Origin of the sequence: uncultured Ruminobacter sp., from assembly GCA_902764345.1 — a bacterium.
Taxonomy (GTDB): domain Bacteria; phylum Pseudomonadota; class Gammaproteobacteria; order Enterobacterales; family Succinivibrionaceae; genus Ruminobacter.
In genome coordinates, this window is record CACWVT010000046.1 from 1 (window position 1) to 17,255 (window position 17,255).

At 44.5% G+C, this 17,255-nt stretch carries 14 protein-coding genes and 1 tRNA gene; 5 read left to right on the forward strand and 10 right to left on the reverse strand.

Annotated features, from left to right (window positions below):
* Window positions 1-1,993, forward strand: a 1,993-nt coding sequence (locus QZU58_RS08100) for a DUF6273 domain-containing protein (protein WP_294495972.1), incomplete at its 5' end; no start/stop codon positions are given.
* Between the two features lie 667 nt (window positions 1,994-2,660).
* Here the strand turns inward: QZU58_RS08100 and QZU58_RS08105 are convergent.
* From QZU58_RS08105 to QZU58_RS08120, 4 genes are all read right to left on the reverse strand, one after another.
* A complete protein-coding gene (locus QZU58_RS08105) occupies window positions 2,661-3,794 on the reverse strand; it encodes an AAA family ATPase (RefSeq protein ID WP_294495973.1) in 1,134 nt (377 codons plus the stop codon).
* A 218-nt stretch (window positions 3,795-4,012) separates the two neighbouring features.
* The gene (locus QZU58_RS08110; RefSeq protein ID WP_294495974.1) at window positions 4,013-5,401 is read right to left on the reverse strand and encodes a conjugal transfer protein TraH; all 1,389 of its coding nucleotides are present in this window, start codon (window positions 5,399-5,401) and stop codon (window positions 4,013-4,015) included.
* 304 nt (window positions 5,402-5,705) lie between these two features.
* Window positions 5,706-8,048, reverse strand: a complete 2,343-nt coding sequence (gene feoB, locus QZU58_RS08115) for a ferrous iron transport protein B (RefSeq protein WP_294495975.1) — start codon at window positions 8,046-8,048, stop codon at window positions 5,706-5,708.
* Entirely contained in the window at window positions 8,049-8,273 is a 225-nt protein-coding gene (locus tag QZU58_RS08120; protein ID WP_294462984.1) for a FeoA domain-containing protein, read from the reverse strand. It lies immediately after the preceding gene.
* Between the two features lie 510 nt (window positions 8,274-8,783).
* Here QZU58_RS08120 and QZU58_RS08125 point away from each other — a divergent pair.
* Window positions 8,784-8,874: transfer RNA gene (locus QZU58_RS08125), tRNA-Ser, on the forward strand.
* A gap of 264 nt (window positions 8,875-9,138) precedes the next feature.
* Here the strand turns inward: QZU58_RS08125 and QZU58_RS08130 are convergent.
* The gene (locus QZU58_RS08130; protein ID WP_363174831.1) at window positions 9,139-9,756 is read right to left on the reverse strand and encodes a YigZ family protein; all 618 of its coding nucleotides are present in this window, start codon (window positions 9,754-9,756) and stop codon (window positions 9,139-9,141) included.
* A gap of 529 nt (window positions 9,757-10,285) precedes the next feature.
* On the opposite strand from QZU58_RS08130, the gene QZU58_RS08135 reads away from it, so the two are divergent.
* Window positions 10,286-11,032: a hypothetical protein gene (locus QZU58_RS08135; RefSeq protein WP_294495976.1), complete on the forward strand. Its 747-nt coding sequence runs from the start codon at window positions 10,286-10,288 to the stop codon at window positions 11,030-11,032.
* Window positions 11,033-11,295: 263 nt separating this feature from the next.
* Here the strand turns inward: QZU58_RS08135 and QZU58_RS08140 are convergent, their stop codons facing one another.
* Both QZU58_RS08140 and QZU58_RS08145 read right to left on the reverse strand, forming a co-directional pair.
* Window positions 11,296-12,438, reverse strand: coding sequence for an alpha/beta hydrolase (locus QZU58_RS08140; RefSeq protein WP_294495977.1), 1,143 nt, complete (start codon window positions 12,436-12,438; stop codon window positions 11,296-11,298).
* A gap of 18 nt (window positions 12,439-12,456) precedes the next feature.
* Entirely contained in the window at window positions 12,457-12,705 is a 249-nt protein-coding gene (locus QZU58_RS08145) for a hypothetical protein (protein ID WP_294462976.1), read from the reverse strand.
* Between the two features lie 137 nt (window positions 12,706-12,842).
* On the opposite strand from QZU58_RS08145, the gene QZU58_RS08150 reads away from it, so the two are divergent.
* Window positions 12,843-13,733, forward strand: coding sequence for a LysR family transcriptional regulator (locus QZU58_RS08150; RefSeq protein WP_294495978.1), 891 nt, complete (start codon window positions 12,843-12,845; stop codon window positions 13,731-13,733).
* A 190-nt stretch (window positions 13,734-13,923) separates the two neighbouring features.
* Here the strand turns inward: QZU58_RS08150 and QZU58_RS08155 are convergent, their stop codons facing one another.
* From QZU58_RS08155 to QZU58_RS08165, 3 genes are all read right to left on the reverse strand, one after another.
* Window positions 13,924-14,316 (reverse strand): type II toxin-antitoxin system death-on-curing family toxin, encoded by a 393-nt coding sequence (locus tag QZU58_RS08155; RefSeq protein WP_294495979.1) that lies wholly within the window; start codon window positions 14,314-14,316, stop codon window positions 13,924-13,926.
* Window positions 14,313-14,555 carry a type II toxin-antitoxin system Phd/YefM family antitoxin gene (locus tag QZU58_RS08160; RefSeq protein WP_294495980.1) on the reverse strand — a complete coding sequence of 81 codons (243 nt, stop codon included), beginning with the start codon at window positions 14,553-14,555 and terminating at the stop codon, window positions 14,313-14,315. Before QZU58_RS08160 ends, QZU58_RS08155 begins: the two co-directional genes overlap by 4 nt.
* Window positions 14,556-14,811: 256 nt before the next feature.
* Window positions 14,812-16,590 (reverse strand): BspA family leucine-rich repeat surface protein, encoded by a 1,779-nt coding sequence (locus QZU58_RS08165; RefSeq protein WP_294495981.1) that lies wholly within the window; start codon window positions 16,588-16,590, stop codon window positions 14,812-14,814.
* Window positions 16,591-16,749: 159 nt separating this feature from the next.
* Here QZU58_RS08165 and QZU58_RS08170 point away from each other — a divergent pair, with 159 nt between their 5' ends.
* Entirely contained in the window at window positions 16,750-17,001 is a 252-nt protein-coding gene (locus QZU58_RS08170; protein ID WP_294495982.1) for a hypothetical protein, read from the forward strand.
* Window positions 17,002-17,255: the final 254 nt, after the last annotated feature.

Consider the following 17,255-nt stretch of genomic DNA (forward strand, 5'->3'; position numbering starts at 1 on the left):
CTTTGACCCGGCACTGAAGGATCTCATCGACGCTCTTACCTACAGGGACATCTCCTTCAGAAACGACGAATCAAATCCGAACAGAAGATGGGGGCATGACGAAATATCCCGCTGGCTCAGAGGAGAACCGGTACCGGTTCCCGGCAGAACCGTAAAGGGAACAGTGAACTCTGATTATCCTTACGTATTTAACGGCAGGAAGTATTTCAACACTGATGAACTGGTCACGGCGCTGCTTAAATCCTGGAAGGACGGAAAGAAGGAAGTATTCAGGGGCTTTCTCACAAGATACTTTGCCATTACCGAAAATGAAAATGCCCTCAGACTATGTCAGAAGGCCGAGCAGGATTTCAGCACAAACCCGGAGGCCGAGGATTCCCTGTTCTTCAGACTCATGTACGGACTGTCTCAGAACATAAAAGAGCTCAGATGGTACGAGTTTACATATCCGGATCCCCTCACCTATGCGGAAAAGCTGAAAAAGCTCCTGAAACAGGAACCTGATTCATCCCATCCGCTGCTTAAATCAGCCTCTGCCCTTCTTACCGAAAATGCCATAGACAGCTATCTTAACAATATAGGCAAATCGCTTGCGGGTAATCTTAAACTGCGCTTCGAGGAAACCAAGGCAAGATTCGAATACTTTATGAGCAGATTCGGCGACAGTGATGACCGGGACAGATATTCTTCCGTCATTCTCGTAAACGCCATACTGAATGAAGACAATGTTGTCATGGGACGAACCTTTTTTTCAGGAGTAAATGACTTCAGAGCCTATATTTCCGCAAATAATAAAAGCATTCTGGCATTCACCAATTTCTGTCGGGATAATGCCGTAAATCTTGAAAAGGCTGGAGCAACCCTTTCCCCTGAAGTCCGAAACTCCCTGAAGGAACAGATTCCGCTGCTTTATACGGAACAGGAAAGAACGGAACGGTCCATGCTGTGCTTTGACGGTTATGTTTTCACAAATCTGGATGAAGCTGTCAGATTCTTCATCAAATTCCGTAATCATGCAAACACCAAAAAAAAGAAAACGGAAAACGTCAAAAAATTCGAGATATTCAAGAAATCCTTTGAAACTGCTCTGAAGACTTACGTCAGGGATACTGAAGAACTTGCCGGACTCACCGAAAAACTCAGGCTGGGCATGAATCCTTATACTAAGGGATTCCCGGAGACAAACAAAACCGTAACCTTCGGGAAATACTTCACCAGCGCTTCAGGTTCTGAAAAGCAACCGGTTAAGTGGTTTGTTCTTGACAGAAAAACTGACGGCAGCTTTCTGCTTCTATCCACCAGGGTACTGACACACCACATATATGACAATCCTTCAGGAAACCTGCATCCAAACAAAGCAAGATTTCTGAAGTTCATGGCCATATACCCGACGCTGGGACCGCTCTTACACATTGGGTTCTGGTTATTTTCAGAATATTTTCTTTCACCGTTAGGCATAATCATTCCGGAACAAGTGATCAGCAGTGTAGCAATGATACTGCTGGCTCCGTACGTGATACCGTGTATTATAAGCAGATTATTTCTGTATGACTTTCTGACTCCGATCATAATTATTGTCGGGATCATTTATTTTCTGGCATCCATATTCAAGTGGAGAAGTATCTTCCGATATATCGACGAGCGATGCATCGACCATAACGACTGGAGGCATTCCGATCTGCGCGAATGGCTAAACACCGAATTCATAAACGAAGCTTTCTCAGAAGGTGAACAGAAATACATACTGTCTTCCAGGATTCCCGGAAATGGATGGTTCAACGCCACCAATGACAGGATCTTCGTACTGAGTCTCAACGAACTTAAGAAGTACGCAGATAATTCCATCGACGTTAAATGCGACAGCCCATGGTGGCTCAGGGGACCATGTTCGGAATCCAACTGTACCGCAGTCAACCGTGACGGCACGGTATCCCTGATTCCGACAGATGACGACTTCTGCGGAGTCCGGGTAGCACTCTGGGTAAGAATGTAATTGTTCGGCAAAGCCTGAGCGACGCCATTTTGTTCACCATCTTAGGATAGTCATGTGACTATCCTTTTTTGTTTGTTTTATGCATTGATAATGACACACGGGTTAATAATCATATATTATAAATGTGATAATTATTATATTAACAACATTTAACCAATCAATGATTAACATAATGTTATTTATGATATATCATATATACCAATGATTAAACAGCAATCCATCATACGAAAAACAATTAAAACAATCCACTACCAAAACTGTCGTCAGATAACGGATTGATGAGTTTTGAAAAGAATTAAACGAGGAAAAAATAAGGTTCTCAACCTCCAGAAACCTGAGTCATTATGATTCCTGAAGGTCACTTAAATATTGAATAAATACCAGATTAGATACCCGATTGCAGAAAAACCTGGTGCTGAGTCCATTTTGGGCAGAAACCGGTTATGAAAATGACTTCATAAGCTGTCGTCCATACATTCTTATCGTAAAATGCTAGTCAACGTACAGTTAAGTACGAAAACTCTTATTGCTGAAAACAACCGGAAATTGCCTGACAATTTCCAATGTTTCCCGCTAAAAAAGCACTTCCCTCATAGAGGGAAATGCTTTGTCGGTTCAGATTTGTAATTACGATAACATTCAATCTGAAAAAATGTCATCGATATCCTTACGGATTAACGGTATCACCTGTCATGATGTCGAACTTAAGCCTTGTCACGTAAGCGCGTTCCTCCTCGGAAAGCCTGCCCGTAAATGCATGCACAAGTGCAGCATCCGCAGGATCAGACTCATAGGAGTACTCGGCCGTAAGCTTTGCCCATCTGACTAATGCCCTGGTACTCATGGGTACGGACATATAGACGTGATTAGGCACAGGATCAAGGTGAGACTTCCTTATTTCGGAAGCCACCTTTACCATTCCGGACAGAAGTCCTTCATCCGCATCAGGCACAACCTTCTTAAGCAGCTTCAGTTCCTCTTCAGACGACATGTAGTCGCATCCGATGAATCTGAATCTGTCAAGAAAGGCCGCATTGAGAAGCTGAGTTCCGTGGTAGGTGCCTCGGGAGCCCCTGCCGCAGGTATTGGCCGTTACCACCAGTCTGAAGGACGGGTGAGGCTTTATCACTTCTCCGTTATTTTGTATCACGACGAGGTTTCGCCCTTCCAGAACGTCATTGAGTCCCGAAAGTTCAGCAGCATCGGCCAGATCTATCTCATTGAGAATAAGAACATAGCCGTACTTCATGGCTCTTGCCAGAGCGCCGTGCACAAACACCAGCTCATTTTTTACAATGGTTGGGTGACCAATCAGATCCGCCAGCTCAAAACGGCCGTTGACGGTTAATGAAACCGTCGGCCATTTCAGGACTGCCGTAGCCTGAATTACCATCGATGTCTTACCGCAGCCGCTTGGGCCGTACAGGTAAAGAGCATCTCCGGAAGACTTTCCCAGAAAGGACAGAAGGTTACGCAGAAGCCCCGTATTGAACACATAATCAGATGCCGGCTTAGCCAGGTACTGACATGACTTATCAAACACGGGAACCTCAAGGCTTACGCCGTCAAGTTCATGAATACCGAACTCCGCACCGGCATCAGCCTTGCGTACGGATACTGGGAATTCATCACGGGTAACATTTTCTGACACTTCGGTGCTAGTCTTATCACTTAATTTACGCATGTTTTTCTCCTTAAGCGTAACAGCGCGGCAGGGAATCATCCGCATACCGCAAAACAGGGCCTTAGCCCTCATCCCGAAACCTGAAGGTTCCGGACCGCATGCCTTCTCGGAAGGCATCACCGTCTCCGGACGGAGACATAACTGCGGGACACGGGTCACCGCAGAAAAAACAAGGAGAAAAATCTGAATATGATTATCCGTATATGTTTTGTGTTCCTCTTTTAGGTCTTTGTATCTGTCTTTATATTTTCCCTTTTACATACGCTGTCTGACATCATGTTTTGACTGCTGTCAGCCGACAGCCTTCAGCCGGTAACAAAGCTCCGGCTCCTGAATTACTCATCTGCCGTAAGCATGCCCTCGGGAACATAATCCCTCTCGGGAAGAAGCTCCATGTAATCAAGGTATATTCTTCCCAAATCACTGAATTCTCCGAACACGCCGCCAAGTTCAGAGCTTTCCCGCTCAAGCTCCTCCCTTACCTCACTTATCTGACTTTCCAGAAGACCTGAATAGGCACTTCCGGACATTCTGACACGTGACGACGCCGCAGAAAGATATCTGTCAGTGAGATTACGGGCATACATCAGTGCCATGATGCCTGAGGTCTTTTCCACAAACATCCCGGCGGCATCTTCGTTTCTGGAGGCCAGATTGCGTATCATGGATCCGACTCCTTCCGGCAGTGTGTTCAGGAATTCGGTTTCCTCCTCCGAAAATCCTCCGGCATTGCGGGCATAGCGGTAAATAATCCCCCTGTCCGAACCGTTACCCAGAAAATATCTTCTGATAAGCGTTCCGAATCCCTTAATCACGGCATACTCCGTTCTCAGATTCAGGCACCCGCCGTCGTAGTCATCACACACATACGGATAAACCCCGCCCCCGGCCACCAGATCCTTAAGGGTTATCTTCCTTCCGGAAACCAGTCTGACGTCACTGCCGTCGGGGCTTACAATCACCGTTCCGGTAAGACTCATTACGGCCTCGGCAAGCTTTCTGTCACGGTTCATTAGCGGATCCTTAATCAGGAGATCCCACATGAGATTTCCGGTAAGACCGGAGGTATCAGCCCCGGCGGCGGAAACCTCGCCGAGTTTTCCGTATACCGCAGCGGTATCCGTTGCGGTATTAAGCTCAAACAGGTCACCGAGTCCTTCAGCCTGTCCGAGAAGAGTCGCATCATTGAGCCCCTTGCGACCTACGGCTGCCAGACTGTCATTTACGATTCCTTCGGCAAGCTGACAGCTGTTGCCGAAATACTGGTTAAGCGACTGAATCTTACGCTGAAGGGTTTCAATGTGTTGGGCGCACTTCTCACACATGCTGCTGAGCGCAACCTCGAAGGCATATCCTTCGGCGTTGGCGGCAATTGCCCGCAGAAATCTGATAAACTCCTCTCTGTTGATGTAGGAAAATGAGCCTCCGTAAAGATCTATTCCCCTGCAGCCTGCCCTGAGCCTCGGTGCGGAGAATGACAGGACCGAAGTGTTTTCAATACCGTTTCTGATATTTACGGATCCGCCGGAAAGCACTCCGCGACGCTGTGTTTTATAGCTGTCGGGAACGGTAACGCTGTGCATCTGCATGAATTCGCGGCGAATCTCATCGTTGAGATCGGCTGAGGCTTCAGTTGAACAGAGACAGGATAAGACCTGTACCAGAACGCAAAGTCCCGTTCCCTTCTTTTTTTCCATCTTCTTAATGAACGATCCTTTACTCATGACAATAAATAACTTCCGGATTTAATGTGAATTCAATGAACATACAGCCACGGGAGACAGTCGCCAGATACAGGGCATTCCGCCCCTCATGGTTTTAGGGAAATGTTACGGCATATATAAGCCGCAATCGGTATGGAAAGCCTTGATACGGCGTAGCGGAACAAAAGGACGGACCTGAAACTCAGCGGTAAGCAAGGCCTGCGGGAAAGTGGTGATAATGACTTTGTCAGGCTTAAAAAAGAGAAATCCCCCCGCACCGTAGGTGCGGAGGGATTCACTGTCTTATGGTCGTCAGGGATATCAGTTAGTCCTTAATGAACTCAAAGCTGATATTCTGCTCGGTAGCCGGAGCCTTCTTGATGAAGAGAATATAGGCAATCACCAGAAGGAACGCCACGGAAACACCGGTCCACAGGCCGAACGGAGCCACACCTGCAAACACCAGACCGAACTGATACACAGTCATGGCGATGCCGTAGCTCAGTCCGAGCTGATATGCGATGGCAATCCAGAACAGTCGTGAGCTGCCGATTTCCTTTCTGAGCACGCCTACGGCGGCAACGCAAGGAATGGTAAAGAGGTTGAAAATCACAAAGGCAAATGCAGCAAGAACACCTTTGATTCCGGTTTCATCCACATGGAACATTCGGTTTTTGATTGCGGTGTAGAAGGCATTGGTCTGCTCTTCACTTTCGGCAATCTCTTCCTCGGAAGCATCATCTTCCGGTTCCTCAGGTTCATCCACTCCTACAAACACCGCCATCGTACTTACAATGGCTTCCTTGGCGACAAGGCCGGTAATTACCGCAACTGAAGCACGGTAGTCATCAAAGCCAAGCGGAGCGAACACGCCGGAGACAGGTCTTACAAGGTCTGCCACCAGACTGTTGTCGGTATCGGAATCATCAAGCATTTCAAATCTGCCGTCTTCGGCAACGTAGCCGATATGGGAAACAAGCCAGAGAATGGTAACGCAAGGGAAAATGATTCGGCCGGCCTTGAATATATATCCCTTTACGCGCTGCCAGATTGAGAGAATTACTACTCTCAGCATCGGTCTGTGGTAATCAGGAAGCTCCAGCATGAGTGAAGAAACTGAAGACTTGAACTGACTGAACTTACTCAGGATAATTGCGGACAGAATTACAATGAATACGGCAGAAAGATACATAACCGGAGCAAACATTCTAAATTCGGTACCGAAGATGTCAAATACCAGGAAATCGCTGAAAACCGCACCGGCCATGGTTATGATTACCGGGAGCTTGGCGCTGCACGGAATCATGGTGGTTGTAAAAAGCGTCACCCTTCTTTCACTTTCTGAACCCAGGGTTCTTGCGGTCATAAGTGCGGGAACACCGCAGCCTGAACCGATAAGATATGGAATGAAGGCGCGACCGCTCAAACCGAATGAGTTAAAGATTCTGTCCAGAATAAACGCTGCCCTGGTCATGTATCCGCATTCTTCGAGAACAGATAACAGAAAGAACAGAATTATCATCTGCGGTACAAAACCAAGGACAGCCCCTACACCACCGACGATACCGTCGCTGACGAGAGAGGTAAGCCATTCTGATGCCCCGAGATTGGTCATTGTTCCCGTAACTGCGGGAATAATCTCTTCACCGAAAAGGGTATCATTGGCCCAGTCCGTTGCTATGGAGCCCAACCAGCTCACGGAAATATAGTAAACGGCACACATAATAATGATGAATATCGGGAATGCCAGATATCTGTTAAGGACGACGGCATCAATTTTTGCGGACAGACCTGATTTCTTTCTGATGTCCGCACCATGAGCTCCACCGGCAACACATTCACTGATAATGCGATCAACATAATCGTATCTGTCCGTAGCCATTGCCTGATATATGGTATCAGAACCGGAAGCAATGTTGTTTCTGGCTGTTTCAACGGCCGAAATCCACTTCTCATCCTTAATGAGAGCTTCCGGACATCTGTCCCCGAGAACCGCACTCTTGGCATAGAAAAGCGCATGGCTTCTGTAGAGATTAGGGGTAACCTCGGCAACGGCACTGAGTTCCTTCACGATTCTGTCACTGCCAAGATAAACAGGTTCAACAACTCCCCACTTTACATTTTTAAGATAATCCTCAAAGGCATTCAGCCCCTCACCTGAAGCCGCACTGATTGGAATAATGTCGGCATCAAGCATTTTAGAGAGTTTTTCCAGATCAATGGAAATTTTACGTTTCTTTACCTCGTCCCACATATTAAGGAGAATAACCATCGGCACACCGAGCATCTTAAGCTCAAGAGTGAGATAAAGGCTTCTTTCAAGGGAAGTGGCATCGATAACATTGACAATGAGCTCGGCATCATTATCAAGAAGCTCCGTACTGGCCACAAGTTCGTCAGTGGACGCACTGCTTAATGAGTAAATGCCGGGAAGGTCAATAATCTGAATGTTGTCACCGTAAGAACCGACGTGACGGCTTACGGTTACTCCGGGATAGTTACCTGTACGGACATGAAGATTGCACAGACGGTTAAACAGCGTACTTTTACCGCAGTTCGGGTTACCGGCAAGCATGATATGTATGGAATCAGCCTTTTTTTCCTGATATTTCGGTGACACGCTGCCCTTTATTTTTTCAGAATCACAACAACCATGAAACGCTTTCATTTACACAATCTCCACTTCAACCTTAACGGCATCATCAACACCGACAATAACCTCATACCCCCTGACGGATATAGCCATCGGGGAACCCAGCGGAGCCCTGTGGGTAACCGTGAACACGGTTCCTGGCAGAAAACCCATTTCACACAAACGGCGGTTTCTGGCACCTTCGGACAGCAGTCTGACAATTCTGCCGCTCTGTCCGACCTTCATTTCATTAAGTATCATTTTATCTCTCGATTCATCTGAGCAGAAAAATCATTATCCGTATGAATAGCGCTTCCTGCCCAGCTCGTATTTCAAACAATGTTTAATTATTTCATTAATCAGCTTCTGATCCGGCATTACCCCGAAATGGTAGCACTGTATTACTCAGTCAGCCATGTTAACCATACTGACGGCAGTATAAGCGTACATGAAAAACGACTGTCGGGACCGGATCCGTGAGGCTTTATGCCTCTTATTCTTATTATTTTCTAATTATGTTAGCTTTATCTAACAAAAAAGTTAGCTAATGCTAACATAACAAAAGCAGGTTAGCAATACCTAACAACAAAATTCCCCCCTGTTTTTTTCTTAATGACGCAAAACACTGTTCTCACACGGTACAAGTTTTAATCAATCATTCATAAAAACGGCCACAAAGCAGACAAACAACACATTTTTCATACAATCAAAATGTTTTTTTGTATTTTTTCTTGCAATAAAACAAAAAACATTTAAAATTACTCGTGCTTTGGTGAGGTGTCCGAGTGGCTGAAGGAGCACGCCTGGAAAGTGTGTATACGTTCATCGCGTATCAAGGGTTCAAATCCCTTCCTCACCGCCATTGACTGATATGTCTTCTTTTTTCAAAAACAATCTCTTTAATCCCCTGATACAGCTTCTTCCCAGAAGCCTTATTGTCCATCGTATTTTGGCTTTATTCAGACTGTGCCGTTGTGCATGATCCTCATGTCAGGCTTTCGTATATCAGGAAAACAACCGGTTTATCCCCCCTTCCCCGTAACGGATGACAGAAGTTGAGAGGACTTTAATCCGGAGAAAAGGAATCAGTCCGTCCCGGCACACCCGGGTTCCGGTCCGAACGGCATTAGGAATATTTTCCGTGCAGAAGCTCCAGCTCTTTTTTAAGCTCTTCGGCTCTTTTGACATTCACGGTAATTCTGAAATTGCACCCGGTATCCGTGAAATCCCTTGACGTTATTCCGGCTCCGTACCTTACGGCCAGCTTCTCAACCAGATGAATTTCAGAAATTCCGGCGGCAAAGCGCAGCTCCGAAATATCTTCAGGTTCCTTTAGCGGCAGCTTGTCCAAAACCGCCTTTACGCTGTCCTGATATGCCCTGACGAGGCCTCCGGTTCCCAAAAGAATGCCACCGAAGTATCTGGTTACCACGACGGTGATTTCCCCCACACCGGAATGAACCAGCACGTTAAGCATCGGACGACCTGCCGTGCCTTTGGGTTCACCGTCATCCGAACAGCCGATAAAGGCAGTTTCGTTTCCCCTGCCGGCATTGAATGCATGACAGTTATGTCTGGCGTCTGGAAACTCACGTCTGATCTTATTGAGAAAAGCTTCCGCTTCGTCCACACCCTTCGTGTGTCCGACGCTGGCTATGAACCTGCTTTTTTTAATTACCAGCTCGTTGCGGAAAACCTCTCCGTCATTCAGAGCCGGAACCATGTAATCGGTGGTGTCGGACACTGTCATTTCTCCATGATTCTTATAACGTCCCTAAGACTGTCTGCGGGAGCAGACCGCGTTCCGCATAAAAAGCGGAACATGCGGGATTTTAACACGGATTTCCCGTCATCTCCATTCACTGAACATGCATGGTACGGAACCATGACCGGCAGACATCTTCCGTTGTATTTTATGAACCAGATTTCTGCAAAACACTCCTATATCAGTTCCCATGACTGAAGAGTACGTCCGTCCAACTCCCGAAAAACATTTACCGGCATTCATTGTACAGTCTGACGGAACATGCCTCCCTAATGGGTGCAGAAATTGATTTATCAGCTTAACCGGAGTAAGATCGGCGCGTTTAATGACGCATGCCTTACGAAAGCTCTGTACTCCGCATTGGTTTTATATTTTTAACCGGCTTTCCACTTATCAGGTTAAAATTCGACTGAGATGAAGGCATCGGATATTTTCTGACTTTAAAAATCACATTCTCCCCGACTCAATGCCGGAGTCAACGGAGAGACAAACAGTACGGATGTTAAAAATGAAATCTTCGAAAATACTACCAATGCTTGTTATATCAGCGGTAGCGGCTACCGTGTTAGCCTTTTTGGCTTTTCCTGCAGTTTATGACTGGTATATTTCATATACTGACTCACGTGACACTACCGAAGGACTCGAAAACTACTTCCTGAGTCAGACCTACAGAGCTGAAGGCAGTGATTACCGATTTAAGCTTTATGAAAAGCCGAACGACAGATATGTTATCGTTCTTCAGAGTCAAAACAACGCTTCAACTGACGAGATTCCTGAGAAAATTCGCTATTACGCATCCTCAGAAACCGTATTTTTTGACAACGAACAAATGCAGAACACGGCTAACCTGGAAAAGGCAGCCGATACCGTCATCCCACTTACCGAGGTAACCAACGAATACGTTCAGAACATGGATGACGAAGATTGCGGTATGAAATGCAGGGCTGTGTTCAGGAACTACCTGAAGTCCGTAAAAATCAGAATTGAAGATAACGAGCTTATTTACACCGGAATTCAAACCTTCAGTCTTCTTAAGAAGCGATATGAACGGCAAAAGAGCGTCACCCTCGGAAATCAGGAGATATTTTCAAATTCTCACATGTTAAAGGACACCTCTACCGGCAATTTAATAATCCCTGACAAAACTGTAGGTGGCTGCTACAGACAGTTGGATATTCAGACGGGAAAACCGATCGGAGAGATAATATCACCATGTATGCGAGTATGCGGGCACCGCGCTAGTTCTTTTAAATGAAGGCCGGTATGTACTGTCTGCCGTAATCTGACAATCAGCTCCGGTCTCTTTTTTCGTCTCATACAATAAGTTATTCGTCTCAAATCAGTCAAAATGAGACGAAATGAATGATGTATGAGACGAATATACGGTATCAAATTTACTTTTTCCTGCTGCCCCGAACAGTTAATCCGACAATACAGGACTTGTCTGAAACAAATTGCCGGAATACGGAAAAGCCGGCAGACAGCTGCCGGCTGATGATTCCCGGACTGGTATCGGAATTACTTCAGATTGTCACGGAAGAATCTGTCAATTTTATCAAACGGAATCTTATCCATCTGATCGTAAAGGTCAGCGTGCGTCGCTCCCTTGACCACAATCAGTTCCTTTGGCTCTGCTGCATCCCTATAAACGTTATCGGAAAAATACTTTGAATGAGCCTTGTCTCCGGTAATGAGAAGTAACGGACGCGGAGAAAGTTCCTTTATGTTATCCATCAGCTTAAAGTTAAAGAATCCGTATGCAGCGGTTGCATCCCAGGCCGAAGTGTTGGAGTTCATTGCTCTCGGATGATAGGCCCTGCCTACATAATAACCGTAAAAGTCCCTGATTATAGGATCGGCATCATCCGGCAATGTATCTGGAAACATGGTTGAAAACGTCTGAATATTACCGTCAGCATCCACACCAAGTTCATGAGCACCGCGGATAAGCTTACCGCTTTTTGCTTCTTCATCACGCATCCTTGCAAGATGCTTCTTTACGATATTACGCTGCTCATCCGTATAGTAAGCCCCCTTATAGTGATCACTGATGCTCTCGGACATGTCATACATGGCGGAGGTAACCACTGCTTTTATACGGACATCATTTGAAGCCGCAGTGATGGCCATGCCTGAAAGACCGCATATGCCGACAGCTCCGATTTCTTCCGGATTAACAAATTTGAGGTTACTGATAAAGTCCACTGCGGCACTGTAATCCTCCGTAAAGATGTCTGGAGAAGCCATGTCCCGGCGGACGCCTCCGGATTCACCGGTCATGGAAGGATCAAATGCCAGGGTGACGAATCCCCTTGCCGCCAGTTCCTGGGCATAAAGTCCGGATGACTGTTCCTTAACAGCTCCGAAAGGACCGGAGATTACCAGAGCCTTATATTTCCCGTCACTGCTGAAATTTGCCGGTAAGTAGAGATGTCCGGCAACATCAAAGCCGTAACGGTTGGTGAACGTCACCTTAAGAACCTGAATATTCCTGTTGATTTTAAACACTCTGGTGTCATCACGAAGTTCTTCCACCGATGACATTTTCATCTGTGATGCTCCGGATATGACTGATACCGGTACATCATCTGCCATAACGTCAGCGCTTCCCATAAGTATTGCTCCCGTAATAATTGCTGTTACAAGTCTGTTGAGTCTCATAGCGTTTTCCCCCATCGGTTATTGATTAGTTGCTGTTTTTTCATCCGTCCGTATCTCACTGATTAGATAATCCAGAATGTCTATCTCAAGCTGAGTCTGCTGAAGTCTTTTCCTCAGATCCTTCCGATAATCCTTCAATTCGGAAATCATCTTACGGTACTGACGGTTATCATAATGTTCGGCACAGTCCTTACAGAGCATGTCCGGACAGCCAGCATCACGGAGGCATTCTCTGATGTTCTGCGAATTATTAAGCTTTATTTTCATGATCGCCTCCTTATGTTTTAAATATACATCTTCGAGTTGCTAATTACTAATGGTAAAATTTCATAATATATTATTCCTGTTTGGAATAATTAAAACATAACCGCACTTGCCCCACTCTCTTAACGAGGAAAGCTGACATGGACATAAAACTGTTAAAAAATTTTCTTCAGATAGCAAGACTCGGAAGCATGACACAGGCTTCACGGACGCTTTTCATAACACAGTCCGCATTATCCAAACAGATGAAAGAGCTTGAAGCGGAATTTGGACGTCCCCTGTTTTCTCGCGGCAGCGGAGGCATGAACCTTACCGAAGAAGGAATGCTGCTGCGCAAACGGGCCGAAGACATCGTTTCACTGTTTGATAAGACAAAACAGGAATTTGAGGAACTGGATGAAATAACGGGAGGAGACGTCCATGTGGGAGCACCGGAATCATGCCACATGGACATTTTTGCAAGGGAGCTTTTATCCTTCCGTAAAAATTATCCCGGACTCAGGTGTCATATCATAAGCGGTATGACAGTTCAGGTTGAGGAAATGCTGGACAGAGGACTTCTGGATTTTATCATCATCTCAGGAATTCCGGATCTTAACAGGTACAATCACGTCAGATATCCTGCGGATGACGAATGGGGGATTGTTGTCAGAAAGGATCATCCGCTGGCAAAAAAGGAAAGAATAACCTTTGAAAATCTGCTGGATCAGAATTTAATCATTTCAACACAGGGATTATCCGAGGAAATGACAAAATGGTGCGGTCAGGACGTCGATAAATTAAAAATAACGGACACGGTTAATCTGGCCTACAACGGCAGCGTCATGGTCAAGGAACGAGTCTGTATCATGCTTTCATACAGGGGACTTGTTACCGACAGTGAGCTCGTATGGATCCCGCTCCATCCCAAATTATCAACACCAACCTACCTTTTATGGAGAAAATATCAGGTGTTTACGCCTGTGGTTGAACTGTTTCTGAAACAGATGGTTAACTCCTTTGAGGGAGGAAAAAATACCATTCTTCCGTAATTTTTCTAACAGAAAATGACTAATGCTGACATTAAAAAAACTTGAACATTCTCAGAAAATACTTCAGCCGCTCAAAATCTAACAATGAGTTTTCCGACATACGGAAGACAAAATCAAGTGCCTGCTACTCTGGGCTTTTAGGATTTCTGCATAATGTCATACAGCGGTGATGAAATACTGTATGTAAACCTCAGCCCCCCACTTTCTGCAATTGATGGTCCGTTATCCACTGCAGTAAATCTTCAAAGCTCACACCGCTTGCAGCGGTCCCGATTACAACATCGGACAGCTCATTCTGGGTATATTCCAATTCAATTCCGTTAAGGGCAAGAAATACGAGCATGCAGTGGACACCGATTCTTTTGTTTCCGTCAATAAATGCGTGATTTTTTATAATTCCATACCCAAGTCTTGCCGCTTTCTGTAATATTGATGGAAATGCCTCACTATCACCGAAGGCCTGAAACGGGGCCGCAATGGCTGACTCCAACAGACCTTCATCTCTGATTCCGTCTGAACCGCCGGTCTCGGAAATCAAATGTGAATGAAGAATCAATACCTGTTCCTTTGAAATTCTTATCACTTTGCAAGCACCTCATAAGCCTCACGGTTCCGTTCTATCAGTCTCTTGGAAATCTCAAGCAAGACTTCATTATCGGCGACCTGTTCCGTTTCTGCCCGGTTAAACTCCATGAGCACATAACGTGGGGCATTATTTTCCAAAATAATGACAGCACCATTCTCATCAACCATTCTGGCAACTTTTGAAAAATTCTGATTGGCCTCGGTAATCGAAACAATATTTTTAGTATTTACATTCATGGCAAAATTTCTCCGATACTTATCTTTTAAGAGTAATCTATCAACAGGATAAATTCAACCTATTCAAAATATATGCATTACTTCAAGAGAGTTAATATGACGAGAGTAGCTGAAGGTTTTCCGCTGTTTTGCCGAAAATCCCGTCCCGGAAACAGGCTGTTCTGAAAGATGTGAGATTTTGCGGATGAGGTGAATAGCCGACTGGGAAAATAAGGGAATTGGGCAGACTGCCGGAGTTGCAGTCTGCCTTTAATACTTATTCCGCCCCCTTTGGTTTCGGGTATGAGTAGGAATCGGCTCCTTTAAACATCTTATCCATGTTAGTTACATTTGAAACATTCCAATTGCCTATTGGCTGATTGAAGGATTCCGCTCCCTCAAACATCATATACATGTTAGTTACATTGGACGTATCCCAATTACCTATTGGCTGATTAAACGCATCTGCCCGCCTGAACATGCCACTCATATCAGTAACATTGGAAACATTCCAGTTGCCTATTGGCTGATTGAAGGATTTTGCTTTCGCGAACATCCAGGCCATATCTTTTACATTGGAAATATCCCAGGTGCTTACTGGTTGATTGAAGTTTTTTGCCCCCGCGAACATAGCAATCATATTAGTAACCTTGGAAGTATTCCAGTTGCCGATTGGCTGATTGAATTTGGTTGCATCCGAGAACATATAACTCATATTGGTAACCTTGGAAGTATTCCAGTTGCCGATTGGCTGATTGAAAGAATTTGCTTCATCGAACATAGAACTCATATTGGTAACCTTGGAAGTATTCCAGTTGCCGATTGGCTGATTGAAGGATACTGCACCATAGAACATACCACTCATATTTGTAACATTGGAAGTATCCCAGTTGCCTATTGGCTGATTGAAGGATTTTGCACAGAACATTTCACTCATATCAGTAACCTGGGAAGTATCCCAGTTACCGATTGGCTGATTAAATGAAGCAGCTGAGCTGAACATACTGCTCATATTAGTAACCTTAGAAGTATTCCAGTTGCCGATCGGTTGATTGAAGGATGAATCTACCAGCATCGAACTCATATTAGTAACATTGGAAGTATCCCAATTACCTATTGGCTGATTAAACGCATCTGCCCACCTGAACATGCCACTCATATCAGTAACATTGGAAGTGTCCCAATTGCCAATTGGCTGATTGAAGGATTCCGCTCCCTCAAACATATAGCTCATATCAGTAACCTTGGAAGTATTCCAGCTGCCGATTGGCTGATTGAAGACTCGATTCTTAACAAACATATAACTCATGTCAGTTACATTGGACGTATCCCAATTACCTATTGGCTGATTGAAGGTTGTAACTTTAAGCCAACACTCAGCATCACACCCAAACATATAACTCATATCAGTAACTTTCGAAGTATCCCAGCTGCCGATTGGCTGATTGAAAGAATCTGCTTCGAAAAACATCGAACGCATATTGGTAACCTTGGAAGTATCCCAATTACCGATTGGCTGATTGAAAGAATTTGCTTCATAGAACATTTCTTCCATGTCAGTCACATTGGAAGTATCCTTAATATTTACATATTCAAGATTTTCAAAAGACTTAAATGCACATGCGAGTGAATGAACATCCGAACCAAGAATGACCTCAACCTCAATGCGTTTTATGGGAGTAACGCTATTTGCTCTCCAGAACGGATTATTTCGATTTTGTTCATTTTTCCATACTTTTGAATCTTCATTTTCATTTGAACATCGTGTAAATTCATAATTTATGGTTAATGAATCAATGCCGTTATCTGAGATTTTCTTAATTAAATCGTCTGTAATTTCATCCGGCGAATTAAGCACAGGATTTAGTGCTCTGAACTCCTTCATGCTTTTATACTCACAGAAAGCTCCGGCCCCAACAAAAATAACAAGTCCTGCAATAATCCAAATTTTCAGACCATTTGATTTACTTTTTGCCGTAGGTTTTATATCTGCTCCGCAGTGTTTACAAAAAGATGAATTATCAGATATTTGTTTTCCACACTTGTAACACAACATTTAATAGTTCCTTTTGGTAAGAATTTTTGCGTCATGTTAACATAATTTTTTTACTTTATTTACAACAAATCGCAATAAATAAAACGACTTTGTTTATTTTCAAAAAGTAACCCGCGACATATATTCCTCGATCTTGGGACTCGATGATTCGAAGGTACAATGGTATTTAGACCGGAAAACACTAATACTGACGGACATTATGCCCAGAAGAGAAACATGAATCTTCCTATTCTACTCATAGAATTCATGTATGGTCTAAGTGCCGAGAAAGCCGTGAAGCAGATTAAGGAAAAGGAATATTTCAGCAGATACCGAGATGGTAATAATCCTAACAGTATGCCGATTACAGGCATTAACTACAATCCAAAAACCAAGGATCACCTGTGCCAGATTGAAAAGCCGGATAAATAATTCCACATCAAGAACTGTTTCTCATAAAGGAGCTCCTAACCAAGTTTCTTTTTTTACTTTTACGGAGATTAAAATAAACGACAGCACCATCAGGCTTCCTGTCACCTGTCACCCGTCTGCTCGTACCGCTCAATTAAGCAACAACAGATAAAAATTTGTTCAACAATATGTAAAATATTCGTATAGTCAGCCTCTCCGCTATTTTGGATCTATAAAAACCTATAAAATAAATTTTTTACCAAATTAAGCCTTCA

What these genes read in the sequence shown, in the direction of transcription:
- QZU58_RS08105 (WP_294495973.1), bottom strand. Translation starts at nt 3,794, where the DNA reads ATGCCTTCCGAGAAGGCATGCGGTCCGGAACCTTCAGGTTTCGGGATG.
- QZU58_RS08110 (WP_294495974.1), bottom strand. Translation starts at nt 5,401, where the DNA reads ATGAGTAAAGGATCGTTCATTAAGAAGATGGAAAAAAAGAAGGGAACG.
- feoB (WP_294495975.1), bottom strand. Translation starts at nt 8,048, where the DNA reads ATGAAAGCGTTTCATGGTTGTTGTGATTCTGAAAAAATAAAGGGCAGC.
- QZU58_RS08120 (WP_294462984.1), bottom strand. Translation starts at nt 8,273, where the DNA reads ATGATACTTAATGAAATGAAGGTCGGACAGAGCGGCAGAATTGTCAGA.
- QZU58_RS08135 (WP_294495976.1), top strand. Translation starts at nt 10,286, where the DNA reads ATGAAATCTTCGAAAATACTACCAATGCTTGTTATATCAGCGGTAGCG.
- QZU58_RS08140 (WP_294495977.1), bottom strand. Translation starts at nt 12,438, where the DNA reads ATGAGACTCAACAGACTTGTAACAGCAATTATTACGGGAGCAATACTT.
- QZU58_RS08145 (WP_294462976.1), bottom strand. Translation starts at nt 12,705, where the DNA reads ATGAAAATAAAGCTTAATAATTCGCAGAACATCAGAGAATGCCTCCGT.
- QZU58_RS08150 (WP_294495978.1), top strand. Translation starts at nt 12,843, where the DNA reads ATGGACATAAAACTGTTAAAAAATTTTCTTCAGATAGCAAGACTCGGA.
- QZU58_RS08160 (WP_294495980.1), bottom strand. Translation starts at nt 14,555, where the DNA reads ATGAATGTAAATACTAAAAATATTGTTTCGATTACCGAGGCCAATCAG.
- QZU58_RS08165 (WP_294495981.1), bottom strand. Translation starts at nt 16,590, where the DNA reads ATGTTGTGTTACAAGTGTGGAAAACAAATATCTGATAATTCATCTTTT.
- QZU58_RS08170 (WP_294495982.1), top strand. Translation starts at nt 16,750, where the DNA reads ATGGTATTTAGACCGGAAAACACTAATACTGACGGACATTATGCCCAG.